Annotated in this window: 14 protein-coding genes; 5 read left to right on the top strand and 9 right to left on the bottom strand. The window is 65.5% G+C overall.

Annotated features, from left to right (window positions below; genetic code table 11):
- Positions 1–108: 108 nt before the first annotated feature.
- The 8 genes from BM382_RS00880 to BM382_RS00845 form a co-directional block, all read right to left on the bottom strand.
- Positions 109–1,521, bottom strand: a complete 1,413-nt coding sequence (locus BM382_RS00880; RefSeq protein ID WP_011061801.1) for an aspartate aminotransferase family protein — start codon at positions 1,519–1,521, stop codon at positions 109–111.
- Positions 1,522–1,523: 2 nt separating this feature from the next.
- Positions 1,524–2,972, bottom strand: a complete 1,449-nt coding sequence (locus tag BM382_RS00875; RefSeq protein ID WP_011061802.1) for an APC family permease — start codon at positions 2,970–2,972, stop codon at positions 1,524–1,526.
- Positions 2,973–3,065: 93 nt separating this feature from the next.
- Positions 3,066–4,556, bottom strand: coding sequence for an aldehyde dehydrogenase (locus tag BM382_RS00870; protein WP_011061803.1), 1,491 nt, complete (start codon positions 4,554–4,556; stop codon positions 3,066–3,068).
- A 230-nt stretch (positions 4,557–4,786) separates the two neighbouring features.
- The gene (gene argE / locus BM382_RS00865; protein WP_011061804.1) at positions 4,787–5,950 is read right to left on the bottom strand and encodes an acetylornithine deacetylase; all 1,164 of its coding nucleotides are present in this window, start codon (positions 5,948–5,950) and stop codon (positions 4,787–4,789) included.
- Positions 5,943–6,620: a DUF1028 domain-containing protein gene (locus tag BM382_RS00860; RefSeq protein WP_011061805.1), complete on the bottom strand. Its 678-nt coding sequence runs from the start codon at positions 6,618–6,620 to the stop codon at positions 5,943–5,945. The genes argE and BM382_RS00860 overlap by 8 nt, the downstream gene beginning before the upstream one ends.
- A 70-nt stretch (positions 6,621–6,690) precedes the next feature.
- Positions 6,691–7,101, bottom strand: coding sequence for a RidA family protein (locus BM382_RS00855; RefSeq protein ID WP_011061806.1), 411 nt, complete (start codon positions 7,099–7,101; stop codon positions 6,691–6,693).
- Positions 7,101–8,417 carry a flavin-containing monooxygenase gene (locus BM382_RS00850; protein ID WP_011061807.1) on the bottom strand — a complete coding sequence of 439 codons (1,317 nt, stop codon included), beginning with the start codon at positions 8,415–8,417 and terminating at the stop codon, positions 7,101–7,103. Before BM382_RS00850 ends, BM382_RS00855 begins: the two co-directional genes overlap by 1 nt.
- Positions 8,418–8,655: 238 nt before the next feature.
- On the bottom strand, positions 8,656–10,551 hold the full coding sequence (locus tag BM382_RS00845) for an acyl-CoA synthetase (protein WP_015635986.1): 1,896 nt from the start codon (positions 10,549–10,551) through the stop codon (positions 8,656–8,658).
- Between the two features lie 103 nt (positions 10,552–10,654).
- Here BM382_RS00845 and BM382_RS00840 point away from each other — a divergent pair, with 103 nt between their 5' ends.
- Positions 10,655–11,674: an AraC family transcriptional regulator gene (locus tag BM382_RS00840; protein WP_011061809.1), complete on the top strand. Its 1,020-nt coding sequence runs from the start codon at positions 10,655–10,657 to the stop codon at positions 11,672–11,674.
- A gap of 177 nt (positions 11,675–11,851) precedes the next feature.
- On the opposite strand, the gene BM382_RS00835 is transcribed toward BM382_RS00840, so the two are convergent.
- Complete coding sequence (locus BM382_RS00835; protein ID WP_015635988.1) at positions 11,852–12,808, bottom strand: LysR family transcriptional regulator; 957 nt, start codon at positions 12,806–12,808, stop codon at positions 11,852–11,854.
- 126 nt (positions 12,809–12,934) lie between these two features.
- On the opposite strand from BM382_RS00835, the gene BM382_RS00830 reads away from it, so the two are divergent.
- From BM382_RS00830 to BM382_RS00815, 4 genes are all read left to right on the top strand, one after another.
- Positions 12,935–14,686: a DUF1302 domain-containing protein gene (locus BM382_RS00830; RefSeq protein ID WP_072441415.1), complete on the top strand. Its 1,752-nt coding sequence runs from the start codon at positions 12,935–12,937 to the stop codon at positions 14,684–14,686.
- 34 nt (positions 14,687–14,720) lie between these two features.
- Positions 14,721–16,082 carry a DUF1329 domain-containing protein gene (locus BM382_RS00825; protein ID WP_072441412.1) on the top strand — a complete coding sequence of 454 codons (1,362 nt, stop codon included), beginning with the start codon at positions 14,721–14,723 and terminating at the stop codon, positions 16,080–16,082.
- Positions 16,083–16,192: 110 nt separating this feature from the next.
- The gene (locus tag BM382_RS00820; RefSeq protein ID WP_050783788.1) at positions 16,193–17,497 is read left to right on the top strand and encodes an MFS transporter; all 1,305 of its coding nucleotides are present in this window, start codon (positions 16,193–16,195) and stop codon (positions 17,495–17,497) included.
- Between the two features lie 50 nt (positions 17,498–17,547).
- Positions 17,548–18,720: an amidohydrolase gene (locus BM382_RS00815; RefSeq protein WP_011061814.1), complete on the top strand. Its 1,173-nt coding sequence runs from the start codon at positions 17,548–17,550 to the stop codon at positions 18,718–18,720.
- Positions 18,721–18,743 lie beyond the last annotated feature (23 nt).

Genomic DNA, 18,743 nt, shown 5'->3' with positions numbered 1-18,743 from the left:
GGCATGCAGAAGGAAATGCTTCCCCTGCCGAGTTACAGGTAAAAAAAAGCCGCCGCAGCCAGGCTGCGGCGGGTGATGCCACTCAAGGGAGACGGGTCTGTGTCGCGCTTAGCTGCTCGGCAGGGTACCGGCCTCGATTTCCCCGGCGGTGCGTTCCACTGCGCGGCGGGTCTTGTCCACCAGTTCGTCAATGTCGCCACGGCTGGCCACCAGGGCCGGGGCCATGATCATCCGCCCGAAGGTCGAGCGAATGATCACCCCCTCTTCGAAGCCCAGGGTGCGGCAGCGCCAGGCGATGTCGTTCTCGTTGGCGAAACGCTTGCGGCTGGCCTTGTCCTCGGCGAACTGCAACGCCGCCACCAGCCCGGTGCCCTGGATCTCGCCGATCAGCGGGTGGTTGCCGAACACTTCCCGCAGGCACTGCTGCAGGTAGGGGCCGGTATCGTTCTTGACCTGGCTCACCACCCCTTCATCGCGCAGGGCCTTGAGGTTGGCGATGGCTACGGCCGCTGCCACCGGGTGCCCGGAATAGGTCAGGCCGTGGGCGAACACCCCGCCCTGCTCCACCAGTACCTGGGCAATGCGCTTGCTCAGCACCAGCCCGCCCATGGGGATGTAGCCGGAGGTCAGGCCCTTAGCGATGGACAGGGTGTCGGGCTCGAAACCGAAATGCTGGTGGGCGAACCATTCGCCGGTGCGGCCGAAACCACCGATCACTTCGTCGGCGCACAGCAGCACGTCGTACTGGCGGCAGATGCGCTGGATTTGTGGCCAGTAGCTTTCCGGCGGGAAGATCATGCCGCCCGCGCCCTGGAACGGCTCGGCGATGAAACCGGCGACGTTCTCGGCCCCCAGTTCGAGGATCTTCTCCTCCAGCTGGCGGGCGCAGCGCAAGCCGAACTCGGCGGGTGTCAGGTTGCCTTCGTGGGCGAACCAGTAAGGCTCGTCGATATGCGCCACGTCCGGGATCAACCCGCCCATGTCATGCATGAACTTCATTCCGCCCAGGGCCGTGGCTGCCAGGGTCGAGCCGTGGTAGCCATTCCAGCGGCCGATCATCACCTTCTTCTGCGGCTGGCCGAGGATCTGCCAGTAGCGGCGCACGCTGCGGATCAGCACCTCGTTGGCCTCGGAACCGGAGTTGGTGTAGATGGCGTGGCTGTAGTGCCCGGGCAGCAGGCTGAACAGCAACTCGGACAGCTCCACCACCGCCGGGTGGGTGGTGTGGAAGAACATGTTGTAGTACGGCAATTGCTCCAACTGGGCGCTGGCGGCAGCGGCCAGGTCCTTGCGGCCATAGCCCAGGTTGGTGCACCACAGGCCGGACATGCCGTCCAGGTAGCGCTTGCCGTCGTTGTCCCACAGGTGCAGGCCCTCACCACGGACGATCACCCGCGGGCCCTCGGCGTTCAGCGCCTTCTGGTCGAGGAAGGCATGGATATGGTGCGCGGCGTCGGCGGCCTGGTAGTCCTGGGTGCTGCGGGGCGCGGCCGGCTGCGGCTGTTGGTTGGAGGTGCTCATGGTCATTCTCCTGCACGGTAGGCGGGTTCAAGGGAAGGTTGGGTTGCCAGGGTCGGTTCGCCGGGCAGCAGCGGTTCGGGAACGAACAGCGGCTTGCGCATCACCAGCTTGATCCAGACCACGGCGATCAGCGAAATCACCCCCAGCACCACGCCGGCACTGCCGAAGATCCGCGCGGTCATCTCGGGGGATGGGGAAACGTGGTAGATCGCAAACAGCATGCCGACGATACCCAGCACCTGGGGCCAGGGGTAGAACGGCGAGCGGAACGGCCGTGGCGCATCGGGGTAGCGGCGGCGCAGGGCGATCACGTCGATGTGCACGACGATATAGGCCAGCAGCCACGCCAGGGCGGCGGCCAACAGCAGCAGGCTGATGGAATCCGGGTCCTGGCCCAGCAGCAGGATCGGCAGCCCGGTCAGCGCCGCCACGAACAGCACCGCCACCCAGGGCGTACGGCCACGGGGGCTCAAGCGCTTGAACTGGGGAAAGGCCTGGCCGTTCTGGGCCATGCCGTAGAGCATCCGCGGCAGCGCCGCCAGGGACGAGTTGACCGTGCTGCAGGTGGCAGTGATCACCGCCCCCACCAGGAACAGCTTGCCGGCCTCGCCGAACACCGTGGTGGCGAACAGGAAATGCGGCAGCGGATCGCTGGCCAGTTGCGCCCGCGGCACACAGAGCAAGGCACCCAGGCAATAGAGGGTAATCACCAGGAAGATCACGCTCAGGCCGATGATCATCGAACGCGGGATATTGCGCTCCGGGTTGCGGGTTTCCTCCACCAGCGGGCAGACGAACTCGGCACCGACAAAGCCCCAGATGGCCATGGCCGCCAGCGCCAGGGCGCCGACTTGCAAGGGGTTCCAGCCCTGGTCCAGGGGCAGTTGCAGGTCGGCCTGGGCACTGCTCACGGCGCCCAGGCCCAGGGTCAGCAGGATCACCACCATCACCACCGCCAGCACCGTCTGCAGCTTGGCGAAGACGTCGATGCCCAACAGGTTGAGCAAGGTGAACACCCCGAGTACCCCATAGGCCACCAGCATCGGCGGCAACGCGCCGGGGTAGACCTTGCCGATGATCAGGTCCAGAAGCAGCAGCTCGGCGGACAGGGCGAACATCGCCACCACCATGTAGCCGGAGAAGGTCGCGAGGATCGCCGGGAAATGCCCGATGGCCACCTCGGTGTAGCTGCTCAGGCTGCCGGCCCGGGGCACCATCAGCGCCAGTTCGGAAAACGACAGGGCATAGGTCAGGGCCAGCAGGTAGGCCAGCAGCAGCGGGATGAAGAAGCCCAGCCCGGCCATCCCCGCCCCTTGCAGCATCAGCACCATCACCCCCTGGGACACCACCAGGCCGACAGCCACCGAGACCAGTGAACCCAGGCCCAGGACCCGGCGCAGGCCGCCCTTGCTGGTGGGGCTCAAGGCCCCCGTGGAGAGATTTGCAGTCATGGCACGCACTCCGTTCTTATTGTTGTTGTGGGCCTGCCGCCGGGGCGGCAGGTGCAGCGGCGCCAGCCCGGCGCCGCAGAGGGTTCACAGCGCTCAGCGCAGCTGGAACCAGGTGGTTTTCAGTTGGGTGTACTTGTCGAAGGCATGCAGCGACAGGTCGCGACCGAACCCCGACTGCCGGCCACCGCCAAACGGCACGGTGACGTCCAGGGCATCCACGGTATTGACCGACACCGTGCCGGCCCGCAAGCACCCGGCGACCCGGTGGGCGCGGTTGAGGTCGTCGCTCCACAGCGAGGCGGCCAGGCCGTAGACGCTGTCATTGGCCAGCGCAATGGCCTGTTCCTCGTCGTCGAACGGCGTCACCGCCAGCACCGGGCCGAACACTTCTTCCCGGGCGATGGCCATCGCCGGGCCCACGCCGGTGAGGATGGTCGGCTCGATGTAGTTGTCGCTGCCATCGATGCTCAGTTGCCGGCCGCCACAGGCCAGCTGCGCGCCCTGCTCCAGGGCCGCCGCGATATGCCCCATGACGCTGGCGGTCTGGCGCGCGTCGACCATGGCCCCGGCACGGCTGGCCGGGTCCAGCGGGTTGCCCGGCCGCCAGTCCCGGGCCTTGGCCTTGAGGCGTTCCACGAACTCTTCATGGATGCTGCGCTGCACCAGCAGCCGCGAGTTGGCGGAACACACCTCGCCCTGGTTGAAGAAGATGCCGAAGGCGGCCTTCTCTGCGGCCAGGTCCAGGTCCTGGCAGTCGTCGAACACCAGGTTCGGGCTCTTGCCCCCGCATTCGAGCCAGACCTGCTTGAGGTTGGACTGCGCCGAATACTGCATGAAGAACTTGCCCACTTCGGTGGAGCCGGTGAACACCAGGCAATCCACGTCCGGGTGCAGGCCCAGGGCCCGTCCGGCTTCGCTGCCCAGGCCCGGCACCACGTTGAGCACGCCTTCCGGCAAACCGGCCTCCAGGGCCAGTTCGGCCAGGCGCAGCGCCGAGAACGGCGACTGCTCGGCGGGCTTGAGCACCACCGAGTTGCCCACCGCCAGGGCCGGCGCCAGCTTCCAGGCGGCCATGTCCAGGGGGAAGTTCCAGGGCACCACCGCGCCGATCACCCCCAGGGGCACGCGGCTGATGCTGGCGTGGCTGTTGCGGGCGCCGGGGGCCACCTGATCGTAGAGCTTGTCGATGCTTTCGGCGTACCAGGCGAAGACATTGGCCGCGCCGGGCACGTCGATGTTCCAGGCGTCCATCACCGGCTTGCCCATGTTCAGGCTGTCCAGCAGGGCCAGTTCCTCGCGGTGGGCCAGCATCAGTTCGGCCAGGCGCAGCAAGACCTTCTTGCGCTCCACCGGGGCCATGCGCGCCCAGGGCCCGTGCTCGAAGGCCCGGCGCGCGGCGGCCACCGCCAGGTCCACCTCGGCTGCGCCACAGGCGCTGACCCGGGCCAGCACCTGGCGGGTGGCCGGGTTGATGGCATCGAAGGTAGCGCCGGATTCGGCGGACAACCGCTGGCCGCCGATCAGCGCCTGGTCAATGAATGTTTGTCGGGCAGCCCGCTGCTGCCAGTAACCGAGATCGAACACGCTGCATTCCCTCATCGGCCGTTGCGACGGCCTGCTGGTTATTGGGTCCAGAGCGATGGTGCGTCACAGCGGGCCAGAGGAAAAATACTAAAAATATGTTCGAGTCCCATGAAAAAGCTCTGCAACCAGACGGCCTGGCGCCCCACGCAAAACGCCGCCATCCGGAGGTCCGGATGGCGGCGAATGGGCACTGTCCCACGGCGAGGGAGCCTGGGTTGAGCACATCCGGTTCAGGCCGGGTGCTCCAGCCAGTCGCCCAGGCGCAGCAACAGGGCGTCGCAGGCGTGCAGTTGCTCAAGGCTGATGAACTCGTCCGGCTTGTGGCCCTGGTCCATGCTGCCCGGGCCGCAGACCACCGTGGGAATCCCGGCCTGGTGGAACAGCCCGCCCTCGGTGCCGAAGGCCACGGTGCCGAACTCCCGCGAGCCGCTGAGCAGCGCCAGCAGTTCGGCGGCCTCGCTGTCGGCAGCGGTGGCCAGCCCCGGGTAGGCACTCAGAGGTTGCAGGGCGATCCCGGTGTCGGCCTGCACCGCCTGCATCTGCGGCAGCAGCTGGTCCCGGGCATAGCCTTGCAACTGGTCCACCACTGCCTGGGCGTCATAGCCCGGCAGGGTGCGCACCTCGAAATCGAACTGGCACTCGGCCGGCACAATGTTCAGGGCCCGACCGCCCTGGATGGTGCCGGTCTGCACCGTGGAGAACGGCGGATCGAAACGTGGGTCGTGGTGCTCGGGTTGCGCCAAGCGGCTGCCGATCTCCCCCAGCTTGCCGATCAGCCGCGCCGCGTACTCGATGGCATTGACCCCATAGGGCGCATAGGCGGAATGGCAGGCCGCGCCGCGCACCTGGCAGCGCATGGCCAGCTTGCCCTTGTGGCCGAGCACCGGGCGCAGCTCGGTGGGCTCGCCGATCAGGCACAGCAGCGGTTTGTGCGGCCGCTGCTGCATTCGCTCAAGCATCGGCCGCACCCCCAGGCACCCCACCTCCTCGTCATAGGAAAAGGCCAGGTGCACCGGCAGCCGCAAGCGGCGCCGGGTCAGGCCCGGCACCGCAGCCAGCACCGAGGCGATGAAACCTTTCATGTCGGCGGTACCGCGGCCGTACAGGCGCCCTTCGCGCTCGCTGAGGACAAAGGGCTCGACACTCCAGGCCTGGCCGTCCACCGGCACCACGTCGGTGTGGCCGGACAGCACCACACCGCCACGATCCTCGGGGCCGATGCTGGCAAACAGGTTGGCCTTGGTCCGCTCCGGGTTGTAGATCAGCTCGCTGTGCACGCCATGGCTGGCCAGGTAATCGCGGATGAAGCCGATCAGCTCCAGGTTGGAGTCGCGGCTGACCGTGGCAAAGCCCACCAGCCGCGCCAACAACTCGCGGCTCGATTGTTCACTCATTGCCCGGCACTCCGTAGCTGGGCGCCGCCGTCGGGTCCAGGGCGCGGGTCAGGTAGTCCTGCATCTGCGGCCGGTAGGCCTGCCACAGGCCGGCGAGCTGGCCGATGGGGTCGGCGTCGGCCCAGTCCACCCGCAAGTCGACGATGGGCCAGGTCAGGTCGTCCACCACGCTCAGCGCCGCCGAATGCACCGGCCCCGCCTCGCCCCCCGCCGCCATCGCTGCCTGCATCGCCGCCAGCAGGCGCTCCACCAGCATGCCCGGGGTGTTTTCAAAGGCCTGGACCATGGCCTCGATCACCTGCGGGCCTGCCAGCAGGTTGCCGGCCGCCACGCACTGCTCCCCCGCCACCGCGTTGTGCTGGCCCAGGGCTTCCTGGCCGCTGAACAACGCGGTGCGGCCCTGGCTGTCGATCACCGTGACCTGGCGATACTGGCTCCAGCCGTTGCTGCCCAGGGCCCGGTCCAGGGCGCTGGCCGGGTCGAGCTTCTGGCCCTCCAGCAGGTCGAGGATCTGCGGGCCCAGGGCCGGCAAGGTGACGTTCTGGGTCGCCACCGCGCCCACTCCGGCCCGCACCCAGGGGCAGCGCGCGCCCACGGCGATGCTGGAAGAACTGATGGCGATGCCCAGCTGGCCGGTTTCGGCGCAGCGTCCAACGATGGAAAAAGTCATGCAAACTCCCTGGCCCACAGGGCCTTGTGGCAAGCGCGGCACAAGGCCGCCGGAACCTTCGGCAACCCCCTCACTCGGGGATCACCGCGATCACGTCGATCTCCATCAGCCACTGCGGCTGGCCGAGGGCCGAGACCACCAGCCCGGTGGAGATCGGGAACACCCCCTTGAGCCACTTGCCCACCTCCTGGTACACCGGCTCGCGGTAGCGCGGGTCGGTGAGATAGGTGGTGGTCTTGACGATGTGGCTCAGATCGCTGCCGGCCTCTTCCAGCAGTTGCTTGACGTTTTTCATCGCCTGCTCGGCCTGGGCCCGCGGGTCGCCGAGGCCGACCAGCCGGCCGTCGAAGTCGGTGCCGACCTGGCCGCGCACATACACCGTGTTGCCGGCGCGCACGGCCTGGCACAGGTCGTTGTCCAGGGACTGGTTGGGGTAGGTGTCCTTGGTGTTGAACATGCGGATGCGAGTATGAGTAGGCATCAGTGGGCTCCCACGGGGCTGAGGTTGAGGGCCGGAGCTTCGGCGGTAGCCGCCGGCGGCCGGGCGTCGCTGTAGGCCTGGTACTTGCGCTGGGTGGCGATGTGGTCGGCGACATGCTTGGCGTCGTGCCACACCCCCCAGATAAACGACGAGCCACGGCGCGACAGCCAGGGCAGGCCGAGGAAGTAGACCCCCGGCTCGCGGGACACGCCGCGCTGGTGCAGGGGCTTGCCCTGTTCGCTGAAGGTGTCGACCTGCAGCCAGGAAAAGTCCACGGCGTAGCCGGTGGCCCAGATGATCGAGGTGATGCCGGCCTGTTGCAGGTCGAGTTCGAGGATCGGCTGCTTGACGCAGTCCGGGTCCGGCAGGCGCCGGCGGGCTTCGGGCTCCAGGGGCAGGTCGAGGCCGTTGCGGGCGATGTAGGCATCCGCCGCGTCCAGCAATGCCAGGTAGTTCTCGTCGCCCCGGGCCAGGTTGTCCAGCAGGTCGGCCTGGAAGGTCACGTGCTCGCCGGCAAAGGCCTTGGTCAGCCCCACCAGGGTGATGCCCTGGTGCGCCAGGGCGCGGAAGTCGATGGTCTGGCCGCCGCGGGCGCCGCTGACGGCAATGGTCACGTGCTCGCGCCCCGGCTTGGCGATCTCGGCGTCCCACTCTCCCAGCACCCCGAGCCACCAGCAGAAATCCCGGTTGCGATAGGAGCGCGGTGGCCGGTCGTGAGCCCCCACCGACAGGTAGACCCGGCGCCCCGCACGCTGCAGCTCATCGGCGATCTGCACCCCGGACGACCCCGCGCCCACCACCAGCACCGCGCCCTCGGGCAGTTGCTGCGGGTTACGGTATTCGGCGGAGTGGATCTGCGTCAGCCGGTCATTGGCCGTGGCAATCGGCGGGATCACCGGACGCTGGAACGGCCCGGTGGCGGCCACCACCCGTTGGGCCTGGATCAGCCCTTCGGAGGTTTCCACGGTGAAGCCCGGGCGGCCGACATTGCGCAGTACCTTGCGCACTTCCACGCCGGTGCGGATCGGCGCATTGAACTTGCGCGCATAGGCTTCGAAATAGTCCGCCACCTGGTCCTTGGCCGGGAAGGCATCGGCGGCGACATCGAATTCCATCCCGGGAAAGCGGTCGTGCCAGGCCGGCCCGTTGGCCACCAGGGAATCCCAGCGCCCGGTGCGCCAGGCCTCGGCCACCCGGCTGCGCTCCAGCACCAGGTGCGGCACCCCGAGCTTGCTCAGGTGCTCGCTCATGGCCACGCCGGCCTGGCCTGCGCCCACCACCAGGGTGTCCACTTGTATGGGTTGTTCTACGGTCATGTCTGTGTCCTTCTGCGAGACGAATGGCGCCAGCCGGAAGGCTGGGCGCACGCTGTTCAGAACCCGGGGGTAAGTCGGATGCCACAGATGGTGCGACAGACGCCTGCGAAGGAAAAATATTAAAAATGTGCTCGCTGGATAAGAAAAAGCGAGGCAGCGCGCGAGCATGCGAAGCGTGCAACTTCACAACACCGGCGCTGCATCGCAAGCACTCGGGCCCGCGGCCTGGAGCCCAGGCTCAGCTTCGCTCACTGACAAAGGTGTAGCGGCTCAAAGCCTCGGCCAGTCGCGAGGTTTCATCTGTGCAGCGATAGCTCGCCACCAGGCCTTGCCTGGCGCTCTGCACCACCCTCACCTCTTGCAGCTCGATGGCCAGCAAGGCGGCTTCCTGGCGTATGACTGTCTCGATTTCAGCCATGACCAGCGCGGGCTTGAAAATCTTGCCCACTCCGGTGACGGGTAGCGCGTCGGCCAGGATGATCGCCTTGGGCACCGCTGCGCGCTCGCTGATATGCCGCGTCGCGTAGTCCAGCAACTGGGCGCTGCTGATGGCACTCCCGGCGCGCACCTGCACATAGGCCACCGGTACTTCCCCGGCATGCGCGTCGGGCCGGCCCACCGCTGCACACAACGCCACATCGGGGTGCGTGGCCAGCACCTCCTCGATGTATTTGGGCTCAATGTTGTGCCCCCCGCGGATGATCAGTTCCTTCTTGCGCCCGGTGAGCCAGAAGTAACCTTCGCCATCGCAGCGCCCAAGGTCCCCGGTGTTGAACCAGCGCTGTTCGGACACACCGTCGAGGGCGACAGTATCGAACCACGCCCCCTGATCATGGGCGCTGTCCAGATAGCCGATGAAGACATTGGGACCGCTGATGCAGATCGCCCCCACCTCATCGACTTGCGCATCACGCAACCAGGCACCTCGCTCATCGAGGATCATCACCCGCATGTCCTGCCAGGGTAGGCGCAGGCCGACCGAGCCAATGCGCGACTCACCGCGCGCCGGATTGACCGACGACGCGCAAGTGCCCTCGGTCAAGCCATAGCCTTCGAGAATGCGCTGGCCTGTCTGTTGCTCGAACTTGCGCAGCAAGTCCCTGGGCATCGGCGCCGCGCCGCAGATCGCCACCGTCAGCGAGCTTGTGTCATGCCCCGCGCAGGGCACCTGCAACAGGCCGGCGTAGACCGTGGGCACAGCTGAATAGCTGCTGACCTGATGGGTTTCGACTATCTCCCAGAACCGCGGCATGAATCCCGGCGTGCGAAACCCCGCCGGTGGTGCCAGCAGCACATGACCGCCCTGGGCAAATGCCGCCAGGCCACAACCGATCAGCGCATTGACGTGAAACAGCGGTAACGCGGTCAGCACGGTGCGTCCTGGCCGCAGGACCGGCGCGCCGATCACCGCATCCAGTTGCCCGCAGAAGATCACTTCATTGCGCTGGCTGTGACGGGCAATTTTCGGCAAGCCGGTGGTGCCGCCGGTGCAATAGTAGGCCGCCACGTCGTTCAGGCCCGGCGGGGCAAACCGCAGGCGCTCGCCTGGCTCGAGGGCCAGTTCGGCGAAAAAATCCAGGACCGGCACCCCGGCCACTTCAGCGGGCAGCGGCGCGCTCTGCCCATGGCCCGGCAGGTGCCGCATCGGGTCGACAGCCAATACGCCTTGCAGGCCGGGCAAGCGGGCAATCGCGCCCTCGACCCGCTGCCAGATCTGCGCATCCGGCTCGGGGCCTACCGTGACTATCCAGCGGACCTTGGCCGTCGCCAGCAGCTCGGCCATCTGCGTGCCGTCCAGCAAGACGTTGACCGCAAAGGCGATACCCGCGGTCTGCGCACCCCACATGGCGATATGGGTTTGCGGCAAGTTCGGCAGGATCAGCGCAACCACGTCGCCCCGCCGTACCCCCAAGCGCTCGAACAGGTTGGCTGCGCGAGTGATGTCCGCCAGCAGTTGGGCGTATGTCCAGCGCACCGGCCGCGCATGATCCTCGACCCGCAGAAAAAAGCTCAGGGCCGGGGCCTGTGGCCATTGGCTCGCGCTGCGTTCGATCAACGCATAGGTGTTGTTGATATCGGCAAAGGGCTGAGGACCCGCCTCGATCTGCAGAACGTCCTGATAGTCGCAAAGCATTTCCAAGACCTCGAATCATGAATTTTCTTGACTTGAGATGCTGGCATGAGGCGAATTAGGTTACTTGGCATTTGATAACAAGAATTTGGCATTCGGGAACAAAATGAACCGTCCCCCCTTGTTTGTCAGGGCCCCTGCCCTGACCGGCTTCACCCGACTGGTCAGCGAGCATGGCGGTGACGCCCAGGCCCTGCTGGCCCGTGTCGGCATGACCCAGGCCCAGCTCGACGACGCCCATTTCAGCCTGCCCCTGGAGAAGGTCGCGCAGTTGCTGGAGATCACCTCGCAGGCCTTGTCGCTGGCGGATTTCGGCGCTCGCCTGGCGAACCTGCAGGACGTCTCCATCCTCGGGCCGCTGGCCCTCATCGTGCTCCACGCCAGCCACCTGGCCGATGCCCTGGAACGGGTCGCTCGCTACATGCCCTACCACTCCCCCGGGCTGAACCTGCGCCTGAGCGTCGAGGGCCAATATGCCGCCTGGCACCTGCAGCATGACCTGAGTGTAAGCAGGCTGGGCGACCGGCAATTGAGCGAGCTGGTCCATGGCATTGCCCTGGCTTTCCTGCGCCGGGTTACCCACCACACCGGCAAGCAATGGCAAATCAATTTCAGGCATGACAGCCCCCTCGACGCCAAGGCCTATCGCGCCCTGTATGGCTGCCGGGTACGCATCAACCAGGCTGAAAACGCCCTGCTCTTTCCCGCCAGCTTGCTCAGTACCCCGCTGGCCAGCGCCAGCCCGGCAATGCTTGAGACCACCGAGCGCATTGTCCGCCGCCTGATCCAGAGCCACCCCCTGGACCTGGGGCGCCAGGTGGAAATACTGGTGGAACGCCTGCTGGTGACGGGCAACTGCACGCTGCCGGTCCTGGCCGGACAACTGGGCATGCCCCGGCATATGCTCCAGCGCCGCCTGCTAGCCCAAGGCTTGCGCGTGGAGGAAATCATCGATGACTTGCGCCGCAAGCGCCTTGAATCGCTGCTGCCCCACCCGCAGATCGCCCTGACCGAAGTGGCGTTCCTGTTGGGCTACGGCGACCCCAGCTCGCTGACCCGCGCCTGCTATCGCTGGTTCGGCCAGAGCCCCAGTGCATGTCGCCAAAGGCACCTGGCGCAACCTTAGGCTCTGTACGAAAACTACCTGTGCTTCGATCAAACTGCGTTGAAGACAGGCTCGGCATGCTCATTCAGGCCGCTGGACTCGGCTTCCTCGCCTGCTTTTGCCTTGCCTGATCTTTGCTCGGCGAGTTTTCGTACAGACCTTCGGGGCGGCCGGTTGAGCCCCCCCGGCACCCGCGGTTCAAGCACCCGGGAATGTCGACAGCCCGGCACTCCCCGGGGCTTCGCTGACGATCATGTCCACGGCTTGCTGGGCAATCGGTGAAAGCGTGCGCCCGGCATGGGTCACCACGGCGTAGCGGATGGTCAGCACATCCGCCGGCCAGGGCGGCTGTATGAACGGTGCCAGGTCCACCAGCAACCCGTTGTGCAGGTCCTGGTCGAGCCACGAGCGCCAGGTCAGGAGCAACGAGTCGCTGCTCAGGGTGGTTTCGCGCAACAGGTTCAGATCGTTGGAGCTCAGGGTCCAGGGCAGCAAGGTGCCCGGCGCCAGATCGAACAGGGCATACAGCGAAGCTTCGTTGGACGGCGACACGCCACTCCACTGGTAGTCGAGGATCTGGGCACGGGCAATCGGGCCTGCCTGGCGGGCCAGCGGGTGATCGCGGCGACAGAACACCGAGGCCGGCTGAGGCGGCAGATGGGTCACGGAAAAGCGCGGGTCGATTTCCTCGCCCGACTTGAGGCTGGCGACCACGAAATCCAGTTGCTCGGTTTCCAGCAGGTGGCACAACTGATTCCAGTACCCGACCTGGACATTGAGCACCAGCCTGGGGACCTGTTTGCGCAACCTGATGAGAATATCGACGGTGTTGAGCGTGGCCGCCATCGGGTTGATGCCCAGGCGCAGTTCCCCACCTTCGGCGCCGGCAATATCGATGGCTTGCGCCACCAGCTTCCTGGCGCAACCGAGCAGCTCATGAGCACGCCCGATCAACTGCTGCCCGGCAGCGGTGAGCATCACCGTGCGCGTATCACGATCGAAGAGCCGAACGCCCAGGTCCGCTTCCAGCGACTGGATACTGCGGCTGAACGCCGTCTGCGACAGGTTGGCCCGAGCCGCAGCGCGGGAAAAATGCAGTTCCTCGCTCAGATAGACCAGATGGCGCACACGTTTCAGATCGATTAAGTCGTTCACTGCATTAATCCAGCCCTATCTTTGCATTGGACACTCTTAACACGCTCCCAGAAGATTCTCCACCACCAGCATCGCCCGGCAGACAACACGTACTGCCTCCAATAAAAAAAACGATGGGGAAGTTCTGTGGCGCACCAATTCCAGCTTGATCCATTCCGCTTACTGGGCCTGCCAACGCTGCTTGCACTGAGCATCAGCGCACCTGGCCAGGCCGCTACCTTCGACATCGGCGAGATCCAGGGGCAATTCGATTCTTCGTTGTCCATTGGCGCCAGCTGGGCACTGCGCAACCCGGACCGGGCCTTCATCGGCACGTGGAACGCAGGGCACGCTTCAAGCCAATCCTCCGACGACGGCCGGCTGAACTTTCGCAAGGGCGAAACCTTCTCGAAGATCTTCAAGGGCGTGCACGACCTGCAGCTCAGCTACGGCGACAGCGGGCTGTTCCTGCGGGGCAAGTACTGGTACGACTTCGAGCTCAAGGACGAGAGCCGGCGCTATGTGCAGATCAGCGATGAGCATCGCAAGGAGGCCGCCAAGTCCTCGGGCGCGCAGCTGCTGGACGCCTTTGTCTATCACAACTATTTCATCGCCGATCAGCCCGGCAATGCGCGCCTGGGCAAACAGGTGGTCAGTTGGGGGGAAAGCACCTTTATCGGCAATGGCATCAACGTGATCAACCCGACGGATGTCGCCGCCTTCCGGCGCCCGGGAGCCGAAATCAAGGAAGGCCTGATTCCGGTCAACATGCTGTTTTTGTCCCAGGGGCTGAGCGAAAACCTCTCTGCCGAATTTTTCTATCAACTGGAATGGGACCAGACCGTCGTCGACAATTGCGGGACCTTTTTCGGCTCCGACGTGATGGCCGATGGATGCAATACCCGCATGGGTTTCTCGCCCCCCTGGGACCCCAATGGCCAGTATCACTTCACCCGGGGTGGCGACCGCGACGCGCGGGACAGTGGCCAGTTCGGGATGGCCCTGCGCTGGCAGGTCGAGGCGCTGAACAACACCGAGTTCGGCCTGTATGCCCTGAACTACCACAGCCGCGCGCCTTTCCTCGGTGGCACGGTCGGCACGGCCCCCTTCGCGGTTAAGCCAGGGACCAGGGCGTCGAGCGCCGAGTACTTCATCGAGTACCCGGAAGACATCCGCCTCTATGGCCTGAGCTTTGCCACCACCCTGGGCACCACTGCGGTTTCCGGCGAACTGAGCTACCGGCCGAACATGCCGCTGTCACTCAACGGCAGCGACGTGACCATTGCCGCGCTCGCCGGCCCGATGGCGGCCGATCTCGGTGCGCCGATCTTCACCAGCGGCTTTGCGCAGCCAGTGCCAGGCGAGAGCTTCCACGGTTATGTGCGAAAGCCGGTGACCCAGGCGCAAATCACCCTCACCCATTTCATCGACCAGGTCTGGGCCGCCGAGCGCCTGAGCCTGATTACCGAGATCGGCTACAACCATCTGGGGGATATCAACAGCAACGCCTTGCGCTTCGGCCGGGACAGTATCTTCGGCAACGGCGAACTGCCCGACAACCGCAATTGCGCGCTGATGGCCAACCCGGTCAACCCGCAGAACTGCAACAACAAGGGCTTCTACAGCGCCAATTCCTGGGGTTATCGCGGCCGCGCCATCCTCGACTATCAGAACGTGATCGCCGGGGTGAACCTCAAACCCAGCCTGTCCTGGTCCCATGACGTGGAAGGCTACGGCCCCAACTTCAACCAAGGCAGCAAGGCCATCAGCCTCGCCCTGGATGCCGACCTTCGCAATACCTACTCGGCGAGTCTTTCCTACACCGATTTTTTCGGTGGCGCCTACAACACTTCGACTGATCGCGACTTCGTCGCCCTCAGCTTCGGCGTGAGCTTTTGAATCCGCAATCAGCAATCGAACAGGACAGGGTGCGATGAACATTTCGAAGTCGGTTTTTCACGGCAGTGCGTTGTCGCTGCTGCTTTGTACGTCGGCCATGGCCGCAGTGTCGCCCGAAGAGGCGGCCAAGCTCGAGACCACGCTGACCCCGGTGGGTGCCGAGCGCGCCGGCAATGCCGACGGCACCATTCCGGCCTGGACCGGCGGCCTGGCGAAGAATGCCGGAGCGATCGACAGCGCTGGTTTTCTCGCCGACCCCTATGGCAGCGAGCAAGCGCTGTTCAGCATTACCTCGCAGAACCTCGAGCAGTACAAAAGCCGCCTGTCCCCGGGCCAGGTCGCGATGTTCAAGCGCTACCCCGATTACCGGATGAACGTCTACCCCACTCACCGCAGCGCCAACGTACCGCCGAGCATCGTCGAGGCAGCCCGCAAGAACGCCCTGAACACCACCCTGGTTGCCGGCGGTAACGGGCTGGAGCACTTCACCAAGGCCTATCCGTTTCCGATTCCCGGGAATGGGCTGGAGGTGATCTGGAACCACATCACCCGTTATCGCGGTGACAGCGTGAAGCGCCAGATGGTGCAGATCGTGCCGGATGTCCAGGGCAACGGCACACCCGTGACCTTTGCCCACCAGTACGTGTTGCGCGAGAGCCTCGCCGACTACGATCCGGCCAAGCCGAGCAACGTGCTGTTCTACAACAAGCAGACCGTGGTCGCGCCCGCGCGCCTGGCCGGCAACGTGGAACTGGTTCACGAGACCCTCGATCAGGTCAAGGAACCTCGCCAGGCCTGGATCTACAACGCCGGCCAGCGCCGTGTGCGGCGGGCCCCGCAGGTGGCCTACGACGGGCCGGCCGCCAGTACCGACGGCCAGCGCGTGGTGGACAACTACGACATGTTCAACGGCGCGCCGGATCGCTATGACTGGCAACTGGTGGGCAAGCAGGAACTGTACATCCCCTACAACAGTTACAAGCTCGATTCGCCCACGCTCAAGTACGCCGAGATCACCAAGGCCGGGCACATCAACCAGGACCTGGCGCGCTATGAACTGCACCGTGTGTGGCACGTGGTCGCGACCTTGAAACCCGGCCAGCGCCATGTGTATGCCAAGCGCGATTTCTACATCGACGAGGACTCCTGGCAGGCCGCGGTCATCGATCACTACGACGGGCGCAATACCCTGTGGCGGGTTGCCGAAGCCCACCAGCTTTCCTACTACAACAGCCAGGTGCCCTGGTACACCGCCGAGACCCTGAATGACATGGTCAGCGGCCGCTACCTGGTGCTGGGCCTAAAGAACGAAGAGAAGAGCAACTATCAGTTCGGCGTCAAGGCGCTGGAGGCCGAGTTCACGCCCAACGCCTTGCGCCAGAGTGGGGTGCGCTGAACTCGGGTCACGACGGCTCGAACAACAGCGCCTTCGCCGAGGGGGCGCCAGGACCTCGTACTGGCGGTGGGCACAGCCTCTGTGCCAACCGCCACTCTTTGGAAAATGCCATGAAAAGCACCCCCGCTCCTTCGCTACCGCTTCAATACGCGCCGAGCACAGCATCGGCAATACCCCGCGGCAACATGCGCCGGGTGGTCGTCGCCTCCTCCCTGGGCAATGCGCTGGAGATGTACGACTTCACCGTCTACAGCTTTTTCGCGGTGATCATCGGCCAGCTGTTCTTCCCCTCCGACTCCCCATTGGCATCGCTGATGATGTCGCTGGTGACCTTCGCCCTGGGTTTTGTCGTCCGCCCGCTAGGGGCGGTACTGATTGGCCGGGTGGCCGACCGCTACGGCCGCAAGCAGGCGCTGTCGCTGACCATTGCCTTGATGACCATCGGCACGGGCATCATTGCCTTTACCCCCACCTATTCCAGCATCGGGATCTTCGCCACCATCATGCTGGTGCTGGGGCGGATGCTGCAGGGCTTTTCCGCGGGCGGTGAGGTTGGCGCCGCGTCGGCCTTCCTGATGGAGTCCGGGCGCACCGACAACCGCTGCTTCATGGTCTGCTGGCAAGGCGCGAGCCAGGGCGCTGCCGCCCTGCTCGGGGCGCTTTCCGGGCTGGCGCTGACCAGTGTTCTGTCGGAGCAGGCGCTGCACAGCTGGGGCTGGCGCGTTCCGTTCATCATCGGCCTGCTGATAGGCCCGGTGGGCTGGTACATCCGCAAGCACCTGGATGAAACCCACCAGAACCCGGAGAACCCGACGCCGTTTCGCGACCTGTTGCGCAAGCACGCGCGCACCCTGGGGCTGGGCATACTGCTCATGGCCAGTTCGACGGTCACCTCCTACATGGTGGTGTTCTACATGCCGACCTACCTCACCCGGACCTTGCACTACTCCAGCAGCTTCGCCTTTTCGCTGGTGGCCTTCGCTTGCGTCCTGCTGACGGTCGTTCCCCCGCTGGCCTCGCGATGGGCTGACCGCATGCCACGGCGCAAGCCCTTGCTGTACTGGCTGTGCGGGCTGCAGATCATCCTGACCTACCCGGCCTTCATGCTGCTGGGCCTGCAAAGCACCCTGCTCTGCCTGGTGGCGGTGTCGATGCTGATCCTGCCGATGGCCATCAGCGGCGGCGCCGGCCTGGCGCTGCTGATGGAAGCCTTCGCCCGTGACGAGCGAGTCACTGGGCTGTCGATCGTCTACAGCTTCGGGGTCACCCTGTTCGGGGGGTTCTCGCCGCTGATCGTGACCTGGCTGATCGCCGTGACCGCAAGCCCGCTGGTACCTGCCTGGTATCTGTGCAGCGCCATCGTGCTCAGTGGCGTGGCCCTGCGTTTCTACCCGGAATATCCCGGCCGTCCCTGAATCCGACCTGCAACTGCCCCTCTACCTGGAACAAGGAATCCGTTGTGAACATGACCTCTCTGCAAGACCGACTGCAAGCCAGCACCGAGCGCTTCCTGAAGATCAGGCGCAACATCCACGCCCATCCGGAGCTGGGTGAAGACACCCTGGACACCGCAGCCCTGGTCACCGGCCTGCTCGAAGGCTGGGGTTATGAAGTCCACACCGGGGTGGGCGGCCATGGCGTGGTCGGCGTCCTGCGTCGCGGCTCGGGCTCCAGGACCCTGGGCCTGCGGGCGGACATGGATGCCCTGCCGATCATCGAGCGCAACGGCTTGCCCTGGGCCAGCCAACGCGCCGGGGTGATGCACGCCTGTGGTCATGACGGCCACACCGCCACCCTGCTGGCGGCGGCCGAACAACTGGCCCTGCACGGCGAGTTCGACGGCACGCTGAACCTGATCTTCCAACCGGATGAAGAAGGCCTGACCGGCGCCAGGAGCATGATGGCCGACGGGCTGTTCCGGCGCTTCCCCTGCGATGCGGTGTACGCCTTCCACAACATGCCGGGGTTTCCCGTGGGCTACGCGATCATCAAGAGCGGCGGGGTCATGGCCTCGTCCGAGCGGGTCGGCATTACCCTGACCGGCAAAGGCGGACACGGCGCCGTGCCGGAGCGCGCCGTCGATCCGATCCCGGCCCTGGCCGGCATCATCAGTGCCCTGCAAACCGTGGTCTCGCGCAACATCAGCGCCAACGATGCGGTGGTGATCAGCATCGGCAAGGTACACGCCGGAACCGCCACCAACATCATTCCCGAATCGGCCATGCTGGAACTCAGCGTGCGCACGGTTGACCCGGCGATCCGCCAACAGGTCGAGCAGCGGATCCGCACCATCGTCGAGGGCCAGGCCGCAGCATTCGGGGTCACCGCCGAGATCGACTATCAGTTGCTGGCCCCGGTCCTGGTGAACACCGTCGCCGAGACGCAACGGATGCTCGACGCCGCGCGCAAGGCCCTGGGCAACGAGAACGTGGTGGAGCAAGTGTCATTCAGGGCCATGGGCAGCGAGGATTTTGCCTGGATGCTGGATGAAGTTCCCGGCTGCTATTTCGGCCTGGGCAATGGCACCGGGGAGTTCAACGGCTGCTCGGTGCACAACGATCACTACGACTTCAACGATCAATTGATTCCCCTGGGCGCAGCGTGCTGGGTGGAACTGGTCGAAGGCTACTTGCGCTGAGGCGCTTGGTTCTCGGGGTGCCC

It is taken from the genome of Pseudomonas sp. NFPP25, assembly GCF_900116505.1.
GTDB lineage: Bacteria > Pseudomonadota > Gammaproteobacteria > Pseudomonadales > Pseudomonadaceae > Aquipseudomonas > Aquipseudomonas protegens.
The sequence above is the reverse complement of the archived record's forward strand: the minus strand, read 5'-3'. Positions and strand labels throughout refer to the sequence as shown.

Coding starts and splice junctions, on each gene's coding strand:
- argE (WP_011061804.1), bottom strand. CDS start 5,950: ATGAGTGAACAATCGAGCCGCGAGTTGTTGGCGCGGCTGGTGGGCTTT.
- BM382_RS00845 (WP_015635986.1), bottom strand. CDS start 10,551: ATGCTTTGCGACTATCAGGACGTTCTGCAGATCGAGGCGGGTCCTCAG.
- BM382_RS00850 (WP_011061807.1), bottom strand. CDS start 8,417: ATGACCGTAGAACAACCCATACAAGTGGACACCCTGGTGGTGGGCGCA.
- BM382_RS00840 (WP_011061809.1), top strand. CDS start 10,655: ATGAACCGTCCCCCCTTGTTTGTCAGGGCCCCTGCCCTGACCGGCTTC.
- BM382_RS00860 (WP_011061805.1), bottom strand. CDS start 6,620: ATGACTTTTTCCATCGTTGGACGCTGCGCCGAAACCGGCCAGCTGGGC.
- BM382_RS00880 (WP_011061801.1), bottom strand. CDS start 1,521: ATGAGCACCTCCAACCAACAGCCGCAGCCGGCCGCGCCCCGCAGCACC.
- BM382_RS00855 (WP_011061806.1), bottom strand. CDS start 7,101: ATGCCTACTCATACTCGCATCCGCATGTTCAACACCAAGGACACCTAC.
- BM382_RS00825 (WP_072441412.1), top strand. CDS start 14,721: ATGAACATTTCGAAGTCGGTTTTTCACGGCAGTGCGTTGTCGCTGCTG.
- BM382_RS00875 (WP_011061802.1), bottom strand. CDS start 2,972: ATGACTGCAAATCTCTCCACGGGGGCCTTGAGCCCCACCAGCAAGGGC.
- BM382_RS00815 (WP_011061814.1), top strand. CDS start 17,548: ATGACCTCTCTGCAAGACCGACTGCAAGCCAGCACCGAGCGCTTCCTG.
- BM382_RS00820 (WP_050783788.1), top strand. CDS start 16,193: ATGAAAAGCACCCCCGCTCCTTCGCTACCGCTTCAATACGCGCCGAGC.